This is a genomic window from Serratia sp. NA_13 (genome assembly GCF_052691735.1).
On the sequence record NZ_JBQZFV010000021.1, the window covers coordinates 20,223 to 42,918 of the forward strand.

A 22,696-nucleotide genomic window follows, 5' to 3' on the forward strand; every position below is an offset into this window, starting at 1 on the left:
GTCTAAGGCCAGGGTACCCCTGGCCTTTTCTTTTCGTGCTCTTTACCATTCCCTTCAACACAAACTGTTATTTTCTGCCATTATTTTGCCTGATCAATAGGCGGAGCTCATGTAAGCATCCGCGACACTGGAGAACCCCGATGCTGTTCAAGCTATTTAAAAACATCACGTTGGCATTTTTTGCTTTGATGGTCGTCCAATCCAGCGCGCTGAGTTTTACTCTGGAAGTTTCGGGCAACATCCAAAACACCACCGACCCAGTAAAGAAAAGCTATCTGTTTACCGATAAACAACTGCTGGCGATGCCGGTGAGCAGCATCACCACCTCGACCTCCTGGACGCCGCAAAGAAAGTTCGAAGGGGTTGCCGTGGCGGACATTCTGGCGCGTGTCGGAGCCAAAGGCAGCACGCTTACATTTTATGCACTGAATGATTACTACATCGACGTGCCGCTGTCCGACGTCAAGAAATACAATATGATTTTGGCCTACAAGATGGATGGCGAAATGCTGAAGATCCGAAACTTCGGCCCGCTGTTTTTGGTTTATCCCAGGGATGCCGCAGGGCCTGAGTTGAATTCCCCGCTCTACAACTCACGCTTTATCTGGCAAGTGGACAGGATAGTGATCAAATGAAGCTCACAGGGTTTAAAAGCAACAGCAGGCTGGCGATCCCGGCTATTTTTGCCGCACTGTTTTTGGTTGCCTCTGCGGTGACGCTGTATTACTACAGCGCAACCCTGTCAAAGAAGGGGCTGTATGCTATCGCCGGTACCCAAGAGAATTACTCCTGGTCGATCGCCAAGTTCTCCATCAAGCTGGCTGAGTTTGAGACGCTGGTCGAACAGCAGAAAAACGCACCGAAGGTGGATAGCGAAGATCTGCGGCTTAAATTTGAAATCCTTTATTCTCGCTTTTATGTGCTGGAAACGGTGTCCGAATCCACCCAGCCACTGTACGCCGAACCGGGTTATCCCGAGGTGGTGACGCACATGCGCGAGAAAATGGATCAGATAGATCATTTGCTCAGCAGCCCAAAGATTGATTTCTCGCTTATTTCGCAGGCCATGAGGCAAATCAAGCCCTATGCGATTGAGATGGCCAACCTGACCGATCACGCAGAAGTGAAGCAGCGCACCGCTGCCTACGAAGACTATATCGAAAAACGACACATCATTTTTTATGGTCTGGTGATCGTGATGTTCTCGGTGATCGCGCTGATCGCCATCACCCTGATTGTGCTGCGCCAGCAGCGCCTGACCATCCGGCAGCAAGCCAAAGCGATTGAGGCAGAGAAAGCCACTCGCACCAAAAATGCCTTCCTGGGGGCCATTGGTCACGAACTGCGCACCTCGCTGCAGAGCATTATGTCTGCCATTGATGTGCTGGTGAATACCAAGGTGTCGGCCGAACATGCGGACACCTTCCAACGACTGGAAATCGCCGCGCAGCAAATTGAAAGCCAGATGAAAGATCTGACCGATTATGCCCATCTGGACAGCGGAATGATGGAGCTGCGCATCGCTCCCTTCGAGGTTCAGCGACTGATCGAGGAAACGGCGAATGAAATCAATACGCTGAGTCAGAAAGAACAGGTGACGCTGTTGTGCGAAGTGGAGTGCGGCCATCTGCAGATACATTCCGACCCACTGCGCATCAGACAGATTATCGTCAACCTGCTGACCAACGCATTCAAATATACCGAAAGCGGTACCATCACGCTGTATAGCAGCCTACGGCACCAGACTAGCGGCAATTCACTGATTATTGAGGTCACTGATACCGGCATTGGCATCGAAAAGGAAATGATCGACCAGATATTCCAGCCCTTCACCCAGCTTGATCAGTCGCATACCCGGCAGTATGGCGGCGTCGGTATGGGACTGGCGATTGTCCACGGGCTGGTCACGCTGCTCGACGGCAGCATTACCGTCTACAGTGAGCCCAAAAAAGGCAGCACCTTTATCGTCAGTATTCCGGTTGAAGTCAGCAATCAAGAACAGCGGGACGAAAGACCTCACCACCACCAGAGCCTGCTGCAAAAACAGCAACATATTTTGGTAGTTGATGACAACAAATCGGTAAGTGATGCCTTTGCGGCGCTGCTGGACAAGCTCGGCTATCAACATGAACTGTGCAATTCGTCAGAACGGGCGCTGCAAAAGCTGCTCAGGCGGCCTTATGACGCGTTACTGCTGGATCTGCAAATGCCCGGCATTGATGGTGCCGCGCTGGCTAAACAATTACGCAGCCAACGTGGTCCCAATCGCGGTATTCCTATCGTGGGCATCAGCGCTTATACCCCGGAACAACTGTCTGCCGAACAGCGGGCGCTGTTCGACAATTACTTGATGAAGCCGGTCAGGCTGGACGCGTTGTCTTCCGCTCTGGCTTCACTGCTGGCCGCTAGAGATTAAAACAGCGCAACAGTGCGGCTTCAATCACATGGAGCCGCACTGGCTTTTCATAAGGGCCCAGTACGTCATAGTCACGCATCGCTCTGGCGATTTCAGATTCGCGCTGATCGGTCCCTAACTGGCCGGTGAGAACCAAAACCGGCGCATCCGGGTTATCCGAGGCACGGATGGCTGCAATACATTGGTCTGCCGTTTCCTGACCAATCAACCAGTCGACCACATAACCATCGAACAGGCTCTGCTGCAACGCCAGGTTAAAACTGCTGACATCATAAAATGCCACCGCATGAAAACCGCGGCTGTTCAGGTATTTGGTCAGCTCATCGGCCGCCTGGTGTGAATCATCGAGTACCGCAATGCTCAGGCGCTCATCCTCGACGGCAGCTGAGCGAAGCTCTATCAACTCCACGCAAAAACGCTGCCCCTGCGGCGCATCATCCGCGCGATAAACACACCATTGCCCCGCCTGCTGCAACGCGACATATTCCGACGAACGTCCGCCAACCAGCTCATGACCGATATAAGCCACACAGGCCAGCTCCACGCCACCCACGTAAAAGATGGCATCTCGCACCATAGTTTGCGCAGATATGTCATTTTCAGTGCCGGTGTCCACGATCGCGGCAGGCGTTTCCCCCAATGCCGCAGCAACGTTGTTAATTTGCTCCAGAGTCCAGGGACTTTGCCCCTTTAGCTTACGATGCGCATGCGAAAAACTCAGATCCAGAATGCGGCTGAGCTCTTTGGCATGCTGACGCTTACCAATCCCATATTGTACAAACAGTTCCCTGACCCGGTTTGCTATCGACTGTGAATCGAATTTCTGGTGATTGTTATCCATTTTTTCCTTCGATTTTTTTTGCTGTTTTTTCAGTCGTTTTCATACTTGCCGTGCAAAAAAGCGCTCCAAAACTGGTATATGGTACAATGTATAACCTAAACATTGCTTGACATACCACATCATATAGTCAAACATGGTATCAGAAGAGACACACAGCAACACCACAATAAAAATATAACAATAGTAAGATCGCATCACCAATAATCATAATGACACCAGGGAAAGCTCGTTTCAGTTACGACGTAAGAGAATGTATGCACTAGATCCTCGTCGTAATTTGGGCCGTAGCGCTAATATGTTTTACCCCACTTTGAACCGGGAGCCGCAAGGGTCCCGGTTTTTTTATTGCCGCTTTAACCCCCACCGCGTGCTGCATCATAGGTGATCCCTGCCGTTAAAAACGCAAAAAATAGGGCCAGCAAGCTGGCCCCAGTGTTTCGGTAACAGGATTAAGATGGGTAGATCAGAACTTCCAGGTGAAGCCAGCGTTGACGCTGTTGTCCTGGTAGTTTTGCGACAGCAGCCCGCCGTAGCCCAACGACAGCGTGGCGTTGTTGTTCACCGCCACTTCCGCACTGGCTTTCAGCACCGCACCATCACGTGAGGCCGACACGCTGTTCACCACGAACGGCGAGTTGCCGCCGTTGAAGCGCAGCCCGGTAGCGCGATCCAAATCGCCGTACTGATGCTGCCAACCCAGTTCGCTGCGCAGCGCCACGCTGGTGGTTTTGCTCGCCTGCCACTCGGTATCCGCACGCAGACCCAGCGTCGATACCGTAGCATCGGTGTGCTGTTTGTCGCCGTGCAACGCCGCCGCCCCGCCGTCCTCCGAGATACCATTGTTTTGGAAGTTGATGTACGCCAGGTTGGCGAACGGCTCCAGGTTCACCCAGTCGGCCTTCACGCTGTAACCCGCCTCGGCAAACACCTGCTCGGTACGGGCGCTGTACTTCGCGGTTTCGCGATCTGACTGCATGCCGTAATTAACCGAGCGCGAGGTATCGAAGCGGTGCCAGGTGTAGCCACCGCCGGCACGCAGCGCCAGTTCACCGAACTGTTTGCCGCCGTACACCGCCAGGTGGTAGTTGTCGCTGTCAGCATTCGAGCCGTAGCCACCGTCCAGCGAGGTCCGGGTGTAACCGGTCGCCACGCCCAAGCGCCAGTCATCCGCCAACGCCGAGTCCATCCCCACCAGCACGCCGTAGGTCGAGGCCTGATAGCCGGTGGCATTAGCATCGCCCGACGCATGGTCCCAGGCCCCCAGTAACTGCGCCCAGGCACCGCCCTCGTCGTCAGCCTTGATATCCGGCGAGGTCGCCAACCCTTCCGCCTGCCGCAGGCGACCGTTCAACGCATCACGCAGGTAACGGCTGTCGTTAACCTGTGCCGAGGCGATATCCGCGTGGATCTGCCCGGACAGCTGACGGAACGCCTGACGCGCTTCTCCTGCCGAACCGGCGTTGAGGATGCTCTCGTACACCGGGTTTCCCGCCGCCAGGGCATCCGCCGCTGCCGCCACCGCACGTTCGTTTTGGGTGACTGCCACGCTGGCAAAGGAGGTGTCGTTACGGCCCACGTTCAGCGTCACCTGATTGGGTTGATAGGTCAGCCCGGTATCGAGGAACAGGTAGTTCAGTGCTACCGAATCAAACCGCCCGCTGATGCCCTGCTGGGCGGTCAGAATGTTGTACTGCTGGCCCAGCAGGCTGCGAACTTCGCTTTGCGACAGCAGATTGGTGCTGTTCTCCAGCGAGACGGCCACTTCACCGCCGCCGATCGTTGCCGATCCACTGCTTTGGATCCGATCGCTCTGGCCATTGGGCGCCACTTCCACCGCATAGCGGGAACCCGGCTCGAAGCTGACGTTGCGCGCCACGTTCAGCGTACCGATCGAGTTGCCCGGCGCCACGGTACCGCCGCTGCGGGCGGTCAGTGACCCCACAGTGCCGGAGCCGCCCAGCACGCCAGCGTTTTGCACTGTGACGTCCGACGTCACCGAACCGTTAACCGCCAGCAGGCCCTGATTGATCAGCGTCGGCCCCGCGTAGCTGTTGTTGCCGGTCAGCACCAGGGTGCCGATACCCTGTTTGGTCAGGCCACCGTGACCGAAAATGTTGTTGCTCCAGACATCCAACCCGCAATGAGTATCGTCACACACACGTTCGGTCGGTTTGCCCTTGTCCAGCACCCCACCAACGCCCGGCAAATTCACCACGAACTGTTCCGGGCCGTAAGCGCCGCTAACCCGAAACTCTTCAGGAATATCCTGCTCGGTAACAAACATGCCTGGGCCGTTAATCGCCTTGCCCAGATCGATCATCCCCCAACCGTACAGTGCATCAATACCCGGCGCCCCCATATCGGTGGTGGTGGTCTTCAGCACCGAGGCAACCTGCGCGCCGGTCATGTACGGGAAACGCTCCATCAGCACCGCAATACTGCCGGCCACGTGTGGCGCCGCCATTGAGGTCCCGCTGTATTTGGCGTAACCGGTGGTCAGGTTATCGACGCTGTTGCCTTCGATGATTGAGCTGTATACCTTGCTACCCGGCGCGGCAACGCAGAAGCTGGCGGTATAGCCACAGCGGGAGGAGAAGGTGCTGATGCTGTAATCGCCGGTGTTGTTCGGATCCTGCAGACTGGCGACCGACAGCCAGTTGGGGGCTATCTCCGGCACAAAATAGGCCAGACCCGCCATGGCGTCCGGATTGTTGAGGTTGGAGTCGTTACCGGCGGCAAAAATGGTAACGATGCCGCTGCGTGCCGCATCGATCGCGCCCTGATAAGCGCCACCGGCTTTTGTGCCGAGGATCTGTTTGATTTGATCGAATTGCTTTTGCGCGTCGGCGAGCGTGAAGTGAGGATAGGCCGGATCCTTGCCACCCTGATCAAACTTCTCAGTGATGCCAATGCCCCAACTGTTGTTGATAATGCGCGCGCCGCTGGCAATCAATACATCCCAGCCGGCCTGGTACACCACCCCATCGTTACCGAGAATAATGCCGTCTTCCGGGCCGGGATCGCCGTTTTCCGCGCTAATGATTTGCGCGTTGAACGCCACGCCGTGCATCTCACCACCATCGCGATTGCCGGCAGCGATGCCGCCCACATGAGTGCCGTGTGAACCCAGTGTGCCGTCGGAATCCACGCTCGGCGTGCCGTCATAGCGGAATACGTCGCCTTTTTTCACCGGAATGTAGGGGTCGGTGTATTCGCGGATGCCGGTCGTCACCAGATTGATCACTTTGCCCTGGCTGGCAAACTCCGGATGTTTGGCATACACCGGCTGATCGAAAATACCGAGTTTTACGCCTTTCCCGCTATAACCGGCGGCGTAAGCCTGATCGGCGTGGATCGCCCCCAGGCCCCATTCGGCGTTGAATTCATTACTGCGCCAACTGGCAGGATCGCCCGGCTTACCGCTCTCTACATAAGGTGCAGCCTGCGCTCCACCGATCGCCGCCAGACAAAAAAGCACAGCACTCCGCCGTGCGCGATTAACACCAATTTCAGGCCAGCCGAAGGCCGCCTGAACAGGCTTGACTCCTCTACGTCTATTTTCCATCCCAGATACCGTCCGCTATTGTTTGCAAATGTCTTATTGATTTTTTGTGTAACAGTTTCGTAACACCAAATAAATAAAGCACAACAATCTCAAGCGCGCCTAATGGGTCAAGGCGCTGGATGATCTAAACGGCAAACCTGAGGATCGAGTAAAAAGGGGGAAAGACATAAGGATCTTCGATGAATATCATCAGCGAGAAACGTGAATTTATCGCGCTGTGGATGAAATTTAATTCAATGAAAAATATGGATAATATAAAAAAAAAGCCACATAGACATCTCCAGGCGACCGGTTAAAAAATGCTTAAGACGCTCTTTTTATCAGTTTTAATTATAACTATTGCCAAGACTCACTCAGTGAAATGTGCTGGTTTTCGCCGAGAATAACCATAAAAATTGAACTATCATGCTAGCGGTTTTCTGCTGTTCATCGCATCTTCTTCGGCCTGGCGAATAATGGCTTTCGCCATCCATTGCGTCACATCCTGAATGCCACCGAGATCCAGACCCCAAATATCTTTCAGTACCAGGAAAACTTCTGAGCCATAGATCAGCGAAAAAGAATGAATCACCCGCTGTAATGCCTCCGGCGGCAGTTTATCCTGCAGTGGCTCTACCGCCAGGTTCAGCAGGCGTTTGCGGTTGCCACGGACGAACTTTTCCACAGGTTTAACGGTGCTGGATTGTGCCTCGGCCCATTGCTGGAGGGACAATAGCAATGCCGCGCGCAAAGCGCCCTCATGTTGCTCCATTTGTGGATAAGCAAAACTCAGTAATTGTTGGATCCGCGCCCCAGCATCATTGTCTATCGGCTGCCATTCAAGAATAGGTCCCAAACTCTCTGCAACCACCGCCGTGATCAATGCACTCTGAGTAGGAAAGTAACGATAGGCCGTCGCGCGGGAAACCTGCGCGTGCTGGGCCAATTCAGTAATGGAGGGAAAGGCCCCACCATCGAACAATACCATCGCGCTGGCGAGCAACAGCTTGCGGGTTCTGGCTCGTGTATGAGTCAAATTTTCGGGTAGATTTAATGGCACGACGACCCCTTTCTCACCAATCTAACGCAGGCCAGAACAAGAGCTCAGGCAAATATGGGCCACTGTAACAAACTTGCCTGACTCTGCGCTATCCAAGAGAAGAGGCTATTCCGCCCTTTCACTCATCTAATGAGACATTAATCTCATTTTCCCATCAAACCCACTTGCTTAAATGATACTACAGTCTCATTATGATGATGAATTCACCGACTACGCTCAGCAACCTTAGTCAGCACCAGGGATTCAATTTAGTTAACCAATTAAATTATAATAAAATTATAAAACAGCGTGGCGGCCATCCGAACCTACAATTCAGGAACAGGCTAATGAACAATAATCAGGCAATCATCTATATTGCGACAACGGCGGATACTAAAGGACGAGAACTGGCTTATGTTCGCAGCCTGATCGCCGAAACCGGATTACCCACGCTCACCGTCGATTTATCTACTCATCATATCCCGGCCAGCTACCCTGCCGATGTTTCCGCCGCCACCGTCGCCAGCTATCATCCTGAAGGCGAGAAGGCCGTATTTTGTGACGACCGTGGTAAAGCCATTGCCGCCATGGCTATTGCTTTCGAGCGATTCATGCTCTCACGCCAGGATGTTGCAGCCCTGCTTGGCCTGGGCGGTTCCGGCGGCACCGCATTGATTACACCTGCTATGCAACAATTACCCATTGGCCTGCCAAAGCTGATGGTGTCGACCATGGCTTCCGGTGACACTTCCGGTTATGTCGGTGCCAGCGATATTGGCATGTTGTACTCGGTTACCGACGTCGCCGGGCTGAATCGTATTTCCCGCCTCGTTTTGGGCAATGCCGCACACCAAATTGCCGGCGCCGTTCGCTTTGCCACACCGATTGATACAGACAGTAAACCTGCCGTTGGGCTTACCATGTTCGGCGTCACGACTCCCTGCATTCAGGCAGTAACTGCAGCAATTGAGAATGGGTGGGATTGCCTGGTATTTCATGCGACAGGCAGCGGTGGTCAGGCAATGGAAAAACTGGTCGACAACCATCTGCTGAACGGGGTATTCGATTTAACCACCACCGAAGTCTGTGACCATCTGTTTGGTGGCGTGTTGGCCTGTACTGAAGATCGCTTCGACGCGATAGCCCGTACCGGCATTCCCTGCATCATGTCCTGCGGTGCGCTGGATATGATCAACTTTGGTCATCCCGGTACCATCCCTGCTCGCTACGCCGAACGCCAGTTTTATAACCATAATGCCCAAGTGACGCTGATGCGGACTACACCAGAAGAAAATACCCAAATGGGTCACTGGATCGGTAAAAAGTTGAACGCATGCGCAGGGGAAATTCGCTTCCTGATCCCTGAAGGAGGTGTTTCAGCACTTGATTCACCCGGGCAGGCATTTTGGGATCCTGAGGCGTTGGCCGCTTTCGTCAATGCGCTGGAAGCGACGTGGCAACCCAAAGGAAAACAGCGCCTGATCAAGATCCCTTACAACATCAATGATCCCCGCTTTGCCGACGCTGCCGTGCAACAGTTCCGGGAGATCTCTCATTCTTATTGATTGGAGTTACACATGGCCAAACACACTCGACAGGCATTACTGACCAAATTTAGGGAAATGATTGCTCGCCGCGAACCTATCATCGGTGGCGGTGCCGGCACCGGGCTCTCGGCCAAGTGTGAAGAGGCCGGCGGTATCGATCTGATCGTCATTTACAACTCGGGTCGCTACCGCATGGCGGGCCGAGGTTCCCTGGCCGGCCTGCTGGCGTATGGCAACGCCAACGAAATCGTGATGAACATGGCCAAAGAAGTCCTGCCGGTGGTCAAGCAGACCCCGGTTCTGGCTGGGGTCAACGGTACGGATCCTTTTTGCCACTTTGATAAATTTCTCGATGAGATTAAGAACACGGGTTTCGCTGGCGTACAAAACTTCCCAACGGTCGGCCTGATTGATGGCAATTTCCGCGCCAACCTAGAAGAAACCGGGATGGGTTATGCGTTAGAGGTGGATATGATTCGGCTGGCTCATGAGAAAGATCTGCTGACCACCCCTTACGTTTTTAATGCGCAAGACGCAATCGCGATGACCGAAGCAGGGGCAGATATCATCGTCCCACACATGGGGCTGACAACCGGCGGCAGCATTGGCGCAGAAACTTCGCTGACACTGGCAGATTGCATCCCTCTGATTAACGAATGGGCCCAGGCCGCCAAACAGGTTCGCGAAGACGTGATCGTCTTGTGTCACGGTGGCCCCATAGCCACGCCTGAGGATGCTGCGTATATCATGCAGCACTGTCCGTTAGTCGATGGTTTCTACGGCGCCAGTTCGATGGAACGCTTACCTACGGAACTGGCGTTAACTGAAACCACGCGCCAATTTAAAAAAATTAACAGAGATTGATTGGAAAATAGCTTACTCGCGCACAACACCAGGGGAAACCCGTTGTTTAACGGGAAGTGAAGTAGCAGTGAGATAAGCAAAAGGGCCAGAAATTATTCTGGCCCTTTTTATTTACCGCATGGAATTATTACTGTGCAGTCGTCATTTTCGACTTCATATTATTCATGTGTTCCATCATTTTCTGTTCGCGTTTCTGATAATTCTCATTGTATTGTTTTTTCTGCTCAGGGGTCAGCAGGTTATACATTTTATTTTCAGCTTTGGCGCGCTCCAGCATATGTTCGGACTGTGCTTTGCTGATGGCATCAATTTGGGTTTTCGCTTTGGCCTCATCGAAGCTGTCGGAAGCGACTATGCTATGCAATGCTTGGCGTTCCTCTTTGGTCCCTTCGCCGCGTTTCTGGTGCGATTCTTTCATAATATCGCGCATTTGCTGGCGCTGCTGCTCGGTCAGGTTCAGGCCGGCAAACGGCCCACCTTTGCCTTCACCTTTGTGATGCATCATTTTCATGTTCATCGGGGTGGCTTCAGTCGTGGTCGGTGCTGCCGTGGTATCTGCAGCAAACGCTATGGAAGCAGAACCCAGTGCCAGAGTAGAGGCGACAAATAAAGCGGTCAGTTTACGCATAATCATTTCCTTAAAAATTATTCTTCATCAGGAGAGCTGTACGTGAACAGGCTCATCTTTCGTCGGAGATAATAATAGGCCGATAAATATATAGTAATGCGATGGAATGTAAATTTATTAAAGCCCGAAACACTTTTATTCATCAATAGTGAATGAATTATGAAGATAATGCGTATTATTTGGAAATTTTGGTTTCTCAGCGAGAAAAATCACCACAACATGGCGTCTGTTTCTATAGGATTATTCCTGCCGGCGGCCCACTTTATTATAATTAAGCCCCTTCTGCTACAACCGCCCTGCAACAAAATGATCGCGGTGCCGACACGCTAAAATCGCCCCAACCTCTCGAAATCTCAGGTTCTCACTTACACTTTAAAGCGTGCGGCAATCTGACGATTACAGGGCAAAACTAATTATTGCTTATATAATAGTTTCATCCCCCGCCGGTGAAAAACGTGTTATATGATGGAGATACGCGCACTACGGCCACTCCCCGGGCCAGAAACCTGCGGCTGCGCTCATCGCACAGGCCTGGCTGTCGTGCCCTTTTGAGGAATCATCATGTTCGCAGACCAAGGCCCTATGCTTCTTAACGCCCACTTCGGCACCAACAGCCCTTATTGGCGGTTGACGTTTGACAGCAATGCGTTGGCGTTGTCGGCAGTCAAAGGCAAAACTCATGTGGCCGTGGCGCTCAGCGCCATGCAGGCAGCTAAAATTCGTCGCCTGAGCGGCATTACCGCCAGCCTTGATATCACCATCACGCTCGGCGGCGAACCAATACATCTGCATCTGGTTGGGCGGCGAGTCAACAATCTGGAATGGGCAGGCACCGCCTCCGCCTTTAGCGATACCCAATCGGTCGCCCGTGATTTGGTACACGGCCTTTCCTTTGCCGAGCAGGTAGTGTCCGAAGCCAACTCCGTGATTGTGATTGTCGATCAACACGGCCGCATTCAGCGCTTCAACCGCCTGAGCGAAGAGTACACCGGCCTGCACGAACATGATGTTATTGGTAAAAACGTCTTTCAATTATTTATGAGCCCGGAGGAAGCCTCGGCATCACGGCGCAACATCGCCGGTTTTTTCCGTAATGGTTCCTCCTATGAGGTGGAACGCTGGATTAAAACGGTTAAAGGCGAGCGGCTGTTTTTGTTCCGCAACAAGTTCGTCCACAGCGGCAGCGGCAAGAATGAAGTTTTCTTGATTTGCTCCGGTACCGATATCACCGAAGAACGCCGTGCCCAGGAACGTCTGCGGGTGCTGGCCAATACCGACATCATTACCGGCCTGCCCAATCGCAACGCCATTCAGGACAAAATCACCCAGTCGATCGCCACTCGCGATGGCCACAGTGTTGGGCTGGTGTATCTCGATCTCGACAACTTTAAAAAGGTTAACGACGCCTACGGCCATATGTTCGGCGACCGTTTATTGGTAGAGGTGTCGCTGGCGGTGCTCGGCTGTCTGGATAACGACCAAACTCTGGCCCGGTTGGGCGGCGATGAATTCTTGGTGCTGGCCCAGCAGGCCGACCGCGAAATGCTGCAACGCCTGGCCCAGCACATTATCGACCGGCTGAAAACGCCGTTCCGCATAGGGCTTATCGAAGTTTATACCGGCTGTTCAATTGGCATCGCCCTGTGTCCCGAACACGGCAACGACCTCGACAGCCTGATCCGCAGTGCCGATACCGCCATGTATGTCGCCAAAGAGCACGGCAAACGGACCTATACCGTGTTCTCGCCGGAAATGAATAAACGCGTCGCGGAATACATGTGGCTGGACACCAACCTGCGTAAGGGATTGGAACAAAATCAATTGGTGGTGTATTACCAGCCCAAAATAGAGACCCTCAGCGGCAGGGTATGTAGCGTGGAAGCGCTGGTGCGCTGGGATTCCCCCGAGCGCGGCCTGATCCCACCGCTGCAGTTTATCTCCTACGCGGAAGAGTCAGGTCTGATCGGTCCGCTTGGCCGTTGGGTGCTACAAACCGCCGCCAAACAGGCCGCTCAGTGGCAACGGCAAGGATTACCACTGCGGGTTGCGGTCAATCTTTCCGCCCGCCAGTTGGTGGATGACTCTATCGTTGAAGATCTGGCGCAGGTGTTGCAGCACAATCAGTTGACCCCCTGCCTGCTGGATTTCGAACTTACGGAAAGCAGCCTGATTGAGGATGAAAAACGCGCGCGCGAAGTGATCACCCGGTTATGCCAAATGGGTGCACAGGTCCATCTTGATGATTTTGGCACCGGTTACTCTTCGCTGGCACAGCTGGCACGTATTCCGCTGGATGCGATAAAACTGGATAAAAGCTTTGTGCGTGGGGTGAATGATAATCCGGTTTCACAATCGCTGGTGCGTGCCATCGTCGCGGCGGCCGAAGCGCTTAAATTCCGGGTGATCGCCGAAGGCGTGGAAACAGAAAGCGAAAACCGGTTCCTCGATGAAATCGGCGTGGATGAAAAACAGGGGTTCCTGTTTGCGCGGCCAATGCTCCCGGAACAGCTGGAGCATTGGCTGCAGTCTTATCGCCCGCCATCCTCCTCAGCGTGAGGCGGGCAGGGCATCATTAGCCGGCACGACGCAGGTTCAGGGTGTGACGATCCTGCAGCATCACCAGACGTTCGATATAGGCGCGATCTTTCCCCTCAATGGTGAAGGCCGAATGCACCCAGTCTTCGGTAATGTCCATCAGTTCCGAACGCGTCAGCTGCAGCACCCGCTGACGAGCGCGTAGCATGGCACGCATGCCGTTCAGTTTGGGCCGAATGGTATCGATAAAGGTACGGGTAGCTATATAAGCGTCGCCGGGCTGAAATAACTGATCGACCAGGCCGCGGCTTTCAAACCATTCTGCGGTATGCGACTCGCCTCCCCAAATCAGCTCTTCCGCCAGGCGCATGTTTGCTTTACGCGCCACCAGCGAATAGCCGCCCATGCCGGGGAACAGATTAAACGCAATTTCCGGGAAGCCCATGCGCGCATTGTTCTGCGCCAGAACGAAATGGTGCGCCAGCGCCGCCTCAAAGCCGCCCCCCAGCGCACTGCCCTCCACCATCGCGATGCTAACCGCTCCGGTATCAAATCCGCGAGCTGCCGCATGCACGCAATCAATGCAGGCCCGTGCGTAAGCCATCATCGCCTCACGCTTGCGATTTTTAATCGCTTCGGCGAAGAACTGCAAATCGCCTCCCACGTTGAACATATTGGGCACCAGCGAGCCAGTGACCCAAAAATCAAACTGCAATGATGACTCTTTTGCGGCCTGTGCCAGCGTCATGATGTCTTCTATTAACGCCTGATTAAAACAAGGGCGAGGCTCAGCGCGCAACAGCATCCACATGATGTGCCGCTCTTCTTCATAGTAGGCGGAAATCTGTGTCAAATTGCCCGCTTCGGTAAACGGACGACAGGTGGGGTGATTAAGTAATTTCATATGGCCTTCCATTTTATCCAGTGATAACAGGTGAAACCGTTCCAGCCCCTACGGCTGCAGTCACGCGGCGGCTGGTAAACCGCAGCGCCACATCATGAGTAAACGCTTTCTTGGTGATGAAACAGATAAAAATTGGAGGTCGGTGAACGAAAAAAACCGCACTGGCACGGGGCCGGAATAAGAATTTTACCTATCGGCAGGCAGTAGCATTTCACCCGGTGAACGAACGCGTTAAGCTCACAAATTAGTCGGTTGCCCCACCCGGCGGCCAAATCGGCACGCCTTTTGGCTATAATCAAGGCTGAGAGAGCCTATTTATCGTTAAGGAAATCGTGACGTAATGCCTACAGGATCAGATAAAGACCCCCGACAGCCCAACAGTGAAGCGCCGCAAAAGCCGCTGCTCGCCATCAAAACCGGCCACCAGACTATTGACCGGCGCATCTCCGGTTTTTCACGCCTGATCGAACGCATCAAGGCCTGGCCAAGCATCGCTCACCTGCTGCGCGCCGCCGAGCGCTTTAACGATCGTCTGGGCAGCCAGTTCGGTGCCGCTATCACCTATTTCTCGTTTCTTTCGCTGATCCCGATTTTGATGGTGTCATTTGCCGCCGTCGGCTTTGTGCTGGCATCCAACCCTGACCTGTTAACCGGGATAATTAATAAGATTGTTGGTAGCATCAGTGACCCTACACTGGCCAGCACGCTGAAAAATACCGTCAATACGGCGATTCAACAGCGCACCACCGTGGGGCTGACCGGTCTGGCACTGGCGCTGTATTCGGGGATTAGCTGGATGGGCAACCTGCGTGAGGCGATCCGTGCGCAGTCGCGTGACGTATGGGAACGTAACCCGCAGGATCAGGAAAAAATCTACTTCAAATACACCCGCGACTTTATTTCGCTGAGTGGCTTGGTGGTAGCGCTGATTATCACCCTGACGCTGACCTCCATCGCCGGTTCGGCACAGGCGGCAATTGTCCGTGCGCTGGGCCTGGAGGGTATCGAGTGGCTGCGGCCGGCGATGACGCTGATTGCGCTGTCGATCTCCATCTTCGCCAACTATCTGCTGTTCCTGTGGATCTTCTGGATGCTGCCGCGACATAAGCCGAAGAAAAAAGCGCTGCTGCGCGGCACGCTGCTTGCCGCCATCGGTTTCGAAGTGATTAAGTTTGTGATGACCATGACGCTGCCACAGGTGGCTAAATCCCCTTCCGGTGCCGCCTTTGGTTCGGTCATCGGGCTGATGGCGTTTTTCTATTTCTTTGCCCGATTGACGCTTTTCTGCGCCGCCTGGATCGCCACTGCGCAGTATAAAGAAGACAAAACCCTGCCAGCCTCCGAGCAATCCGCCCCCTAAAGCAATGCAATCATACCGGCCACCATCTGGTGGCTGGTGTTTTATTCCAACCTTAAGCCCATAACCCAGTATATTAAACCAAAAAATAACTACCTCACCGGCCAAATCCAGCATAACAAACTACCCGATAACTTTTCTTTGCGGCTTTTACAGATGTTCAGTCTGCAAATCATTCATTTGGCGACGTTAAAAACCACGCAGAAACACAGCAATGAAATATTAAGCTTTTTAACCGGTTAATCGCGGCATTGTACAAAGTTTCACCATTGAAAAGGCATTTTGCTATGACTAAGATGGATTTTTACCAATCCAAAATATAAGAAAAATTATGCAAGCCTCCATCGCACCAACTCTGGACGCCGACGACGCGCCAACACCAGTCAACTCACGCGGAAAAGTGATTGTCGCCTCGCTGGTCGGGACCGCCATCGAGTTTTTCGATTTCTATATTTATGCCACCGCGGCGGTGATCGTATTCCCGCATATCTTCTTCCCGCAGGGCGATCCCACTACCGCGACGCTACAGTCGCTGGCCACCTTTGCCGTCGCCTTTGTGGCACGTCCGATTGGCTCAGCCCTGTTCGGCCACTTTGGCGATCGCGTGGGGCGCAAGGTGACGCTGGTCGCCTCACTGCTCACCATGGGGATTTCCACCGTGCTGATCGGCTTGCTGCCAAGCTACGAAACCATCGGTATCTTCGCCCCTATCCTGCTGGCGCTGGCGCGATTCGGTCAGGGCCTGGGGCTGGGTGGTGAATGGGGCGGAGCCGCCTTGCTGGCGACCGAGAACGCCCCAGCCAAAAAGCGGGCGCTGTACGGCTCGTTCCCACAGCTGGGCGCGCCTATCGGTTTCTTCTTCGCTAACGGGACCTTCCTGCTGCTCTCCTGGCTGCTGACTGACCAACAGTTTATGGAATGGGGCTGGCGCGTGCCGTTTATCCTGTCCGCCGCTCTGGTGCTGATCGGCCTTTACGTGCGCGTATCGCTGCATGAAACCCCGGTGTTCGCCAAGGTGGCCAAAGCCGGCAAACAGGTGAAAATCCCGCTCGGCACGCTGCTGAGCAAGCATCTGAAGGCGACCATCCTCGGCACCTTTATCATGCTGGCGACCTATACCCTGTTCTACCTGATGACGGTTTACTCAATGACCTACGGCACCACGGCGCAGCCGCTGGGGCTGGGCTACTCACGCAACAGCTTCCTGTGGATGCTGATGGTGGCGGTGATTGGTTTTGGCGTGATGGTGCCGATTGCCGGCCTGCTGGCCGATGCTTTTGGTCGCCGCAAGACCATGATCGTCATCACTCTGCTGATGATAGCTTTCGCCTTCCTGTTCCCAAGCATGCTGGGCTCCGGTAACCAGGCGCTGGTGATGGGCTTCCTGCTGTGTGGTCTGAGCATCATGGGCCTGACCTTCGGCCCGATGGGCGCGCTGCTGCCAGAGCTGTTCCCAACCGAGGTGCGTTATACCGGGGCTTCGTTTTCGTACAACGTGGCGTCGATCCTCGGGGCGGCAGTGGCACCTTATATCGCTACCTGGCTGGCAACTCACTACGGCCTGTTCTACGTCGGGCTGTACCTGGCATCCATGGCCTGTCTCACGCTGATCGCCCTGCTGCTGATGAAAGAAACTCGCGACCAGTCGCTGTAACCCTGTTTATGCGGCCCCTGCCTGCGGGCCGCACTTCCCGCGCTGTCTCCTGTCATAAAATCAGACTATGCTCAACGCTTCTCCTTTTACGGAAATGGAAATCAATCATGTCTTTGCGCCGCAGACTGTTTTTGTACGTTGCGCCGTTGCTAATGGCCGCCATTGTCATTGCTGGTGCGCTCTGGATATGGGTGAAGCCACCCCAATCAAGCGCGCTGTGGCGTATAGTCAGCCAACAGTGTCTGCCCAACCAGCAGACGCATGACAATCCGGCTCCCTGCGCGCAGGTGGACCCACAGGCCGGTTTTGTGGTGTTCAAAGACCGTAACGGCCCGTTGCAATATCTGTTGATGCCAAGCGTTAAAATCACCGGCATTGAAAGCCCTGCGGTGCTGGCAGCCTCCACCCCGAACTTCTTTGAGCAGGCCTGGCAGGCACGGCACTTTATGGCCGATAAGTATGGCAAGGCGATCGACGACGCCGATGTTTCGCTGGCGATTAATTCAGCCTATGGCCGCACTCAGAACCAGCTGCACATTCATATCTCCTGCCTGCTGCCTTCGGTAAAAACGCAGCTGGCGCAGTATGCAGCAGATTACAGCGAGCGGTGGGAGCCGATGCCTGGCGGCCTGCTGGGCCATGATTATCTGGTGCGCCGGGTGACGCCTGAAGAGTTGCACAAACAGGGCGCTTTCCGCCTGCTGGCAGATGAGGTAGCACGCTCAAAGGGCCGCATGGGGAGCTTTGGCCTGGCGATGACGGCATTGCCGGGCGGCGATTTTCTGTTGCTGGCCACCGAGCGTAGCCTGCTGCCGTTTACTCTGGCTTCGTCAGAAGAGATCCAGGATCATGACTGCCGGGTATTGAAGTAAAACAGCCCGCAGGAGAATCCGCGGGCCCTTACGATTATTTCTTCTGCTTCATCTGCTGAAGGATGGCACCGCACTGGTTTTCTTCACCGCCTTCGCTGGGGGAAACCAGTGCCAACAGGGCCGCTGCCGGCGTCAGCACCACGCCCAGTGCCACCGCCGCCGCACCGCGTGCAATCAGCGGACCGGCCTTCACACCGGCATCGGGGTGCGCGAAAGTGCCTTTCACGTACAGTGGCGAACGCAATGTCAGCACCCGCATGCCTTTGCTTTCCGGAGCGATGGACAGATCCAGCCGCTCGGTGGCAAAGTTGGTATTGCCGCTGATGTTGATAATCGCATTCTCGGTGTCGAACACAAACAGCCGTGGTGTCGCCAGGCCGTCACGGATACCGACGTCTGCCGCCGCGCAGTTTATCCCCACGACGTCATCACCAAATAGCTGTGCCACCAGATAGTTGCCGACGTTCAACCCGAGAATTTCCATCAGGCCACGGCTAATCACCCCGTTGTTAATCACCATGCGCAAATCGCCGCTGCTGGTCGCCAGCAAATCGGCCACCGAATTGCCGCTGCCGGTCAGTTTAGCATCGCCGTTCAATTGCCCCAGGCTGCGTTTCATCGCTCCTACGTCCGGCAGCAACTGCTTGAGCTGGAATTTACGCGCATGCAAATCAGCCCGCCCCTGCATCGGATTTTTGCTGCCATCGAGACGAACGATCGAATTGAGGTTACCGCCCGCCACGCCGAACCGCAGCGGCTCCATCACAATGACGCCGTTATCCAATTTCAGATGGGTATAGAGATCGCTCAACGGCAACGAACTGCCGTGTTCAATGCGTTTGGCGGTGAATTTGACGTCCGCATTCATCACCTTCCAGCTTTTGGTATCAAATTTCTCTACCGGCAGCACTTTGCCCGCAGGCTGGCGACTCTTCTCACCGCGACCGGCTTTTTCCGTGTTGGAGTCGGCACCAATCAGCGGCGCCAGATCGGCAAAACGCAGCTGTTTCGACAACACTTCGCCGCTCAGTGTTGGCCGGGGTTTACCGGCGACATATTTCAAATCGCCGTGGATATCACTGTCACCAATTTTGCCGTCAAATTTCTGGTACTGGAACACCGCGCCGCCTTTCTCGTGCAGCCGGGCAGTCAGGTGACCATCGGTGGAGTATGGCGGGGTATTGGGCAACAACACGCCGGTGAGGGCATATAGGTTACCCAGGCTGTCGCCGGAAAATTTAAGCCGCAGATCCAACCCGCCAAGGTTCATCGGGTCGGACAACGTCCCCGCCACCACCACCCGTGTGGAACCGGAGCGTACGTCGGCCTGCAGCGGGAATGGCACCTCGGCATTCTGCAACGACAGCATGCCGCCAATCTTGCCACTGCCCGATAACGGCTCGCCGTTGTATTTGCCTTTCACCTTCCAGCCGAAGATATAGTCTTGCGCAATCGCCGTACCGGCGTCTTTTTTGCCGGTTACTTCACTAAATGGCAAAGTCTTGCCGAGTGGATCAATCTCTGCGCGAAAATCGGCCTTCAGCGTGGCATCCTTAAAAGCAATCTGGCCGCGATCGAAGACGATGTCATGAATGTTCACAGACCAGGCAGACGGCGGCTGGTTAGGGTCACCGGCCAGGTTGAACGTCCAGTTATTCTCACCGTTGGCCAGCCGCTGCAAGCTGGCGTTTGGCTGTTTCAGCCAGATACGCGGGATCAACAGTTGCTTGCCCAACAGTGCCAGCGGCGAAATGCTGGCTTCGACGCGCTGCAACTGCACCATGCTGTCGCCAGGGATATTTTTCGGGTTGCCCAGTACCACATCTTCAGCATGAATTCGCGGCCACGGCACCCAGGCGCGCCAGCCACCTATATCTTTATCATCGCGTGACCAGTCCACTCCCAAATCGCCACGGATGGCGAACGGACGATGCAACTCGGCCGACACCTTGTCATTGATGGTCGGTTTGAGGCGGTTCCAGTCGAAGGTCAGCACAAAGACCACCAGCGCGGCGATGATCAGCAGCACAATGCCGCCAACCCAAGTGAACGCTTTTCCTGTTCTTGTCATAACAGCTCCCTGAACGCGATAACTTACCCATATGGCTCTACCAAGCCTAGCCGAGGATAGGCAAGAGTTCACGCTTTAGAGGGCGATGGGGTTCAGGCGGCAGGCAGGGAAAATCGCGTAGGCAGGGTTTGCAGAGTGTCGAAATGAGCCGGGCGAGAAAGAAAATAACCCTGGGCAGCCAGGGCGCCAGAGCGCTGTACCAGCAACCATTCCTGCTCGGTTTCCACCCCTTCGACGATCACCCCTTCGCTGTGCTGGTTCATCATTTTGATCAGAGTGACAAGTAACTGGACGCCATCTTCCGTTTGCTTGAGCAAGGTGAATAACTCTCGCGCAACCTTGATATATTGATATCGCCAGATACTGACGGCAGAGAAATTTGCCAGACCGCTACCGAAGTCATCCAGCCACAGCCGTTCTGCACCGGCAATCTGCTGCAACGGGCTGTTTAATGCCATCCCGGCGTGCTCCACCAGCTCAAAACGCAGATAGGGCATGGCGGCAATCTGACGTTGCAACGCGCCATGCTGCTGTAACGCCTGCAGGGCAATACCGTCGATATTGACCGATACCATCAACCCTTGGCGGATCAGCAGCGGTTGCCAGTACTGCAGCAGTTCAAGCTGTTCCTGAATGATCTGTAGACGTTTGCGGACGTCGAGAGCAGCGAAATAATGCTCCGGCGACAGGGGTTTTTCCGGTGCGGCCGGGTGATAGACCGCCGTCAGCAGTTCGAGCGCCATTAAAGTGCCACAGGTGCGATAGATCGGCTGGAAGGTGTATTGCCGTCGGCATTGCCGCCAATAATGCTGTGCCTTGATCTGCGTGCATACGGCGAGGAGTGGCGCCAGCAGGCCCGTGCTCATCTTGGTTATCATTGGTACTGTCGCCATTGAAGGGAAATGAAAACGCTCTGGCTGCGCTATTGGCTCCCAGGGTTTATCGGCAGCAGACAATAAAACTTTAAGCGGCGGCGAAAGCCTTCTACATTGAATAGCGGTATCAAAATCCAAGGAAAAAACATGCCCTACGTGAATATTAAAATTACCCGCGAAGGCGCGACGCCGGAGCAAAAGAAACAGTTGATCGCCGGGGTGACCCAGCTGCTGGTGGATACGCTGGGCAAGAACCCAGCCACTACCGTGGTGGTCATTGACGAAGTAGAAACCGACAACTGGGGGATCAGTGGCCAAAGCGTCACCGATCTACGCACCGCCGCCAAATAACGGCCGGATGTTGGCTACGCATCGGGAAACTTTTTAGTTTCCCGATCGCGGTCATAAATAAATTAAAACGTTGTTTTATTTTGATTGACTCCCCCACCCCTTGCATTGAGACTGGTTGTATTTCGCATCAATTCATCTTCTTCTTTCAGCCAGGGCTCGTTGACTATGACCACCCAAAATCTTGCCGTGATCGGCGAGTGCATGATTGAACTGTCGCAGAAAGACGCGGATCTGAGCCGCGGTTTTGGCGGCGATACGTTAAACACCGCCGTCTACATTGCCCGCCAGGTGGCAGAAAGCGCGCTGCAGGTGCATTACGTGACCGCACTCGGCACCGACAGTTTCAGCCAGGAAATGCTGCAGGCGTGGCAGCAGGAAAAGGTCAACACCAGTCTGATACAACGGCTGGAGAACAAGCTACCTGGGCTATACGTGATTGAAACCGATGCCACCGGCGAACGCACCTTCTATTACTGGCGCAACGACGCTGCCGCTCGCTACTGGCTGGCTGGCCCGCAGGCGGAGAGCCTGTGCGAGCAACTGGCCCAATTCGATTATCTGTACCTCAGCGGCATCAGCGTGGCGATCCTCGATACGGCCAGCCGCAGCAAGCTGCTGGCATTGCTAAGGCAGTGTCGCGCCAACGGCGGCAAGGTGATTTTCGATAACAACTATCGGCCACGCCTGTGGCAAAGCAAGGAAGAAACGCAGCAGGTTTACCGCGAAGTGCTGGCCTGCACCGACATTGCCTTCCTGACCCTGGATGATGAAGACCTGCTGTGGGGCAAACTGCCGCTGGAACAGGTGGTACAGCGCACCCAACTGCTGGGCGTGACGGAGATAGTGATTAAACGCGGCGCAGATAGCTGCCTGGTGTTCAGCGCCGAAGGCAGCGAATTTGAGATCCCGGCAGTGCGCCTGCCAAAAGAAAAGGTGGTGGATACCACCGCCGCGGGCGACTCCTTCAGCGCCGGTTACTTGGCAGTGCGCTTAACCGGCGGTGATGCCGTGCAGGCGGCGCAGCGCGGTCATCTGACCGCCAGCACGGTAATCCAGCATCGTGGCGCCATTATCCCACTCGCGGCTATGCCGCAATGATTCCGGCTTCGTAGAAATGCGAAAGGCCAGCAACAACGCTGGCCTTTTTATTTGGGCTTAATGTTAAAAGCTACAATTTTATACCCTAAATAATTGGAGT

17 protein-coding genes are annotated in these 22,696 nt (G+C 54.6%); 10 read left to right on the plus strand and 7 right to left on the minus strand.

Annotated elements, in window-relative coordinates:
* Positions 1–140: 140 nt before the first annotated feature.
* Complete coding sequence (locus tag ACUTSU_RS21190; protein ID WP_445654686.1) at positions 141–635, plus strand: molybdopterin-dependent oxidoreductase; 495 nt, start codon at positions 141–143, stop codon at positions 633–635.
* The gene (locus tag ACUTSU_RS21195; RefSeq protein ID WP_445654687.1) at positions 632–2,416 is read left to right on the plus strand and encodes an ATP-binding response regulator; all 1,785 of its coding nucleotides are present in this window, start codon (positions 632–634) and stop codon (positions 2,414–2,416) included. Before ACUTSU_RS21190 ends, ACUTSU_RS21195 begins: the two co-directional genes overlap by 4 nt.
* Here ACUTSU_RS21195 and ACUTSU_RS21200 read toward each other — a convergent pair.
* The 3 genes from ACUTSU_RS21200 to ACUTSU_RS21210 form a co-directional block, all read right to left on the minus strand.
* On the minus strand, positions 2,406–3,257 hold the full coding sequence (locus tag ACUTSU_RS21200) for a helix-turn-helix domain-containing protein (protein WP_445652745.1): 852 nt from the start codon (positions 3,255–3,257) through the stop codon (positions 2,406–2,408). The two genes, ACUTSU_RS21195 and ACUTSU_RS21200, sit on opposite strands and share 11 nt — an antisense overlap.
* 463 nt (positions 3,258–3,720) lie before the next feature.
* Entirely contained in the window at positions 3,721–6,822 is a 3,102-nt protein-coding gene (locus tag ACUTSU_RS21205; RefSeq protein ID WP_445652746.1) for an autotransporter outer membrane beta-barrel domain-containing protein, read from the minus strand.
* A 403-nt stretch (positions 6,823–7,225) separates the two neighbouring features.
* Positions 7,226–7,861 carry a TetR/AcrR family transcriptional regulator gene (locus ACUTSU_RS21210; protein ID WP_445652747.1) on the minus strand — a complete coding sequence of 212 codons (636 nt, stop codon included), beginning with the start codon at positions 7,859–7,861 and terminating at the stop codon, positions 7,226–7,228.
* Between the two features lie 326 nt (positions 7,862–8,187).
* On the opposite strand from ACUTSU_RS21210, the gene ACUTSU_RS21215 reads away from it, so the two are divergent.
* Positions 8,188–9,405, plus strand: coding sequence for a Tm-1-like ATP-binding domain-containing protein (locus ACUTSU_RS21215; protein WP_445652748.1), 1,218 nt, complete (start codon positions 8,188–8,190; stop codon positions 9,403–9,405).
* A gap of 12 nt (positions 9,406–9,417) precedes the next feature.
* Positions 9,418–10,251, plus strand: a complete 834-nt coding sequence (locus ACUTSU_RS21220; protein WP_445654688.1) for a phosphoenolpyruvate hydrolase family protein — start codon at positions 9,418–9,420, stop codon at positions 10,249–10,251.
* Between the two features lie 127 nt (positions 10,252–10,378).
* On the opposite strand, the gene spy is transcribed toward ACUTSU_RS21220, so the two are convergent.
* Positions 10,379–10,879: an ATP-independent periplasmic protein-refolding chaperone Spy gene (gene spy / locus ACUTSU_RS21225; protein ID WP_445652750.1), complete on the minus strand. Its 501-nt coding sequence runs from the start codon at positions 10,877–10,879 to the stop codon at positions 10,379–10,381.
* Positions 10,880–11,440: 561 nt separating this feature from the next.
* Between spy and pdeR the strand changes: the two genes are divergently transcribed.
* Positions 11,441–13,435 (plus strand): cyclic di-GMP phosphodiesterase, encoded by a 1,995-nt coding sequence (gene pdeR, locus ACUTSU_RS21230; protein ID WP_445652751.1) that lies wholly within the window; start codon positions 11,441–11,443, stop codon positions 13,433–13,435.
* 16 nt (positions 13,436–13,451) lie between these two features.
* Here pdeR and ACUTSU_RS21235 read toward each other — a convergent pair whose 3' ends face one another.
* Positions 13,452–14,318: a crotonase/enoyl-CoA hydratase family protein gene (locus ACUTSU_RS21235; protein WP_445652752.1), complete on the minus strand. Its 867-nt coding sequence runs from the start codon at positions 14,316–14,318 to the stop codon at positions 13,452–13,454.
* A gap of 340 nt (positions 14,319–14,658) precedes the next feature.
* Between ACUTSU_RS21235 and yhjD the strand changes: the two genes are divergently transcribed.
* From yhjD to ACUTSU_RS21250, 3 genes are all read left to right on the plus strand, one after another.
* On the plus strand, positions 14,659–15,678 hold the full coding sequence (gene yhjD / locus ACUTSU_RS21240; RefSeq protein WP_445652753.1) for an inner membrane protein YhjD: 1,020 nt from the start codon (positions 14,659–14,661) through the stop codon (positions 15,676–15,678).
* A 328-nt stretch (positions 15,679–16,006) separates the two neighbouring features.
* Positions 16,007–17,329, plus strand: a complete 1,323-nt coding sequence (locus tag ACUTSU_RS21245; protein ID WP_135318459.1) for an MFS transporter — start codon at positions 16,007–16,009, stop codon at positions 17,327–17,329.
* A 59-nt stretch (positions 17,330–17,388) separates the two neighbouring features.
* Complete coding sequence (locus ACUTSU_RS21250) at positions 17,389–18,201, plus strand: CDP-diacylglycerol diphosphatase (RefSeq protein ID WP_445654697.1); 813 nt, start codon at positions 17,389–17,391, stop codon at positions 18,199–18,201.
* Between the two features lie 34 nt (positions 18,202–18,235).
* Here the strand turns inward: ACUTSU_RS21250 and ACUTSU_RS21255 are convergent, their stop codons facing one another.
* Complete coding sequence (locus ACUTSU_RS21255; protein WP_445654689.1) at positions 18,236–20,272, minus strand: AsmA family protein; 2,037 nt, start codon at positions 20,270–20,272, stop codon at positions 18,236–18,238.
* A 92-nt stretch (positions 20,273–20,364) separates the two neighbouring features.
* Positions 20,365–21,150: a cyclic-guanylate-specific phosphodiesterase gene (gene pdeH / locus ACUTSU_RS21260; RefSeq protein WP_445652755.1), complete on the minus strand. Its 786-nt coding sequence runs from the start codon at positions 21,148–21,150 to the stop codon at positions 20,365–20,367.
* A 144-nt stretch (positions 21,151–21,294) separates the two neighbouring features.
* Between pdeH and ACUTSU_RS21265 the strand changes: the two genes are divergently transcribed.
* Both ACUTSU_RS21265 and ACUTSU_RS21270 read left to right on the plus strand, forming a co-directional pair.
* On the plus strand, positions 21,295–21,498 hold the full coding sequence (locus ACUTSU_RS21265) for a 2-hydroxymuconate tautomerase family protein (protein WP_445652756.1): 204 nt from the start codon (positions 21,295–21,297) through the stop codon (positions 21,496–21,498).
* A gap of 165 nt (positions 21,499–21,663) precedes the next feature.
* Complete coding sequence (locus tag ACUTSU_RS21270) at positions 21,664–22,596, plus strand: sugar kinase (RefSeq protein WP_445652757.1); 933 nt, start codon at positions 21,664–21,666, stop codon at positions 22,594–22,596.
* Positions 22,597–22,696: the final 100 nt, after the last annotated feature.